This is a genomic window from Protofrankia sp. CiP3 (assembly GCF_917627345.1).
GTDB lineage: Bacteria > Actinomycetota > Actinomycetes > Frankiales > Frankiaceae > Protofrankia.
The window spans coordinates 119,397-121,373 of the sequence record NZ_CAKJTM010000010.1 but is presented as its reverse complement, the minus strand read 5'-3'; the positions used below and the strand labels follow the sequence as shown (position 1 = coordinate 121,373).

General features: G+C 68.3%; 1 protein-coding gene. It reads right to left on the bottom strand.

The window, feature by feature from the left end:
* Window positions 1–19 precede the first annotated feature (19 nt).
* Window positions 20–1,906 (bottom strand): glutamine--fructose-6-phosphate transaminase (isomerizing), encoded by a 1,887-nt coding sequence (gene glmS, locus MJ797_RS06370; protein ID WP_239332763.1) that lies wholly within the window; start codon window positions 1,904–1,906, stop codon window positions 20–22.
* Window positions 1,907–1,977: the final 71 nt, after the last annotated feature.

The following is a 1,977-nucleotide window of genomic DNA, read 5'->3' as shown; positions in this document are numbered from 1 at the left end:
AAGCCGAGCTGTTGACGGGCTATTCGACCGTGACCGACTTGGCGAGGTTGCGCGGCTGGTCGACGTCGAGGCCGCGGGCGAGCGCCAGTTCGCACGCGAAGACCTGCAGCGGCAGGGTTGTCACCAGCGGAGCGAACAAGGTCGGCGTTTCCGGCACCCGGATCAGATGCTCCGCGTAGGGCTCGACGCCGGTGTCACCCTCCTCGGCAATCACGATGGTCCGGGCGCCCCGGGCCCGCACCTCCTGGATGTTGGAAACAATCTTCCCATGGAGGTGTGACCGGCCTCGCGGAGACGGCACCACGATCACTACCGGCAGACCCGGTTCGATGAGCGCGATCGGCCCGTGCTTCAACTCGCCGGCTGGGAAGCCCTCAGCGTGCATGTAGGCGAGCTCCTTGAGCTTCAGCGCCCCCTCCAGGGCCACCGGGTAGCCAACATGGCGACCTAGGAACAGCACCGCCTTGGCGTCAACCAGCGTGCGGGCAAGCGCCCTTATCGGCTCGACCGTGGTGAGGGTCTCGCGCACGAGCCGCGGGGTGGTCTGCAGCTTCTCGACGTACCGCGCGACCTCGTCGCCGTAGAGCACCCCGCGGACCTGCGCCAGGTACAGGCCGACCAGCAGACACGCGGCGACCTGGCCGAGGAAGGTCTTCGTCGACGCCACCCCGACCTCCGGGCCGCAGCGGGTGTAGAGCACGGCGTCGGACTCCCGCGGGATCGTCGACCCGTTCGTGTTGCAGATCGCCAGCACTCTGGCCTTCTGCTCCCGCGCGTGCTTGACCGCCATCAGGGTGTCCAGCGTCTCACCGCTCTGGCTGATGGCGATCACCAAGGTGGAACGGTCGAGAACCGGGTCGCGGTAGCGGAACTCCGATGCCATCTCGACCTCGCACGGCAGGCGCGTCCAGTGCTCGACGGCGTACTTGGCGATCAGCCCGGCATGATAGGCCGTGCCGCAGGCAACGATGAAGACCTTGTCGACGTCACGGAAGTCCTGGGTGGAAAGACGCTCCTCGTCCAGGACGATCTCGCCGGCATTCGACAACCGCCCACGCAGCGTGTCCGCGAGCGCGGTTGGCTGCTCGCTTATCTCCTTGAGCATGAAGTAGGGGAAGCCGCCCTTCTCCGCGGCGCTGGCATCCCAGTCGACGTGGTACGGACGTCCCTCAACCAGGCTGCCGGCGAAGTCCGTGACCGTCACCCCGTCGCGACGGGCCTCGACCACCTGGTCCTGGCCGATCTCCAGCGCGTCGCGGGTGTGCGCGATGAACGCCGCGACATCGCTCGCCAGAAAGGTCTCGCCCGCACCCAGACCGACGACCAGCGGACTGTTGCGGCGGGCACCCACCAGCACGTCGGGATGGTCGCGGTGCACGGCGACGAGGGTGAAGGCGCCCTCCAGCCGGCCGCACACCCGCCGCAGCGCCTCGCTGAGCGGGCTCGTGCCGGCCGCTCCCGCCCCGCCGCCACCGGCGGCTGCCGCGGCGAGCTCGATCTCCAGCAGGTGCGCGACCACCTCCGTGTCGGTCTCGCTGGTCAGCTCATGCCCGCGGCTCTCCAGGCCCGCCCGCAGAGCCGCGAAGTTCTCGATGATCCCATTGTGGATGACAGCGATGGCACCCGTGCAGTCGGAGTGCGGGTGCGCGTTGCCGTCCGTCGGCCCGCCGTGAGTTGCCCACCGGGTATGGCCGATGCCGACGGTTCCGGGCGCAGGCGCATCCGCCTCACTCAGCGCCTTTTCCAGATTGGCTAGCTTGCCCGCCTTACGCAGGGTATACAGCCGCCCGTTCGCAACGACCGCGACACCCGCCGAGTCGTAGCCTCGATACTCCAGCCGGCGCAGTCCGGCAAGAGCGACATCCAGCGCTGACCGTCCGCCGATATACCCGATGATCCCGCACATGCGGTCAGGGTACGCAACCGAGGGATGAGCGAGGGAGCACCAGAAGTGTTTGGGGTGCGCGTCGAACAGCT

Excerpts from the sequence above, each read along its gene's own strand:
- glmS (WP_239332763.1), bottom strand. The coding sequence starts at position 1,906 with ATGTGCGGGATCATCGGGTATATCGGCGGACGGTCAGCGCTGGATGTC.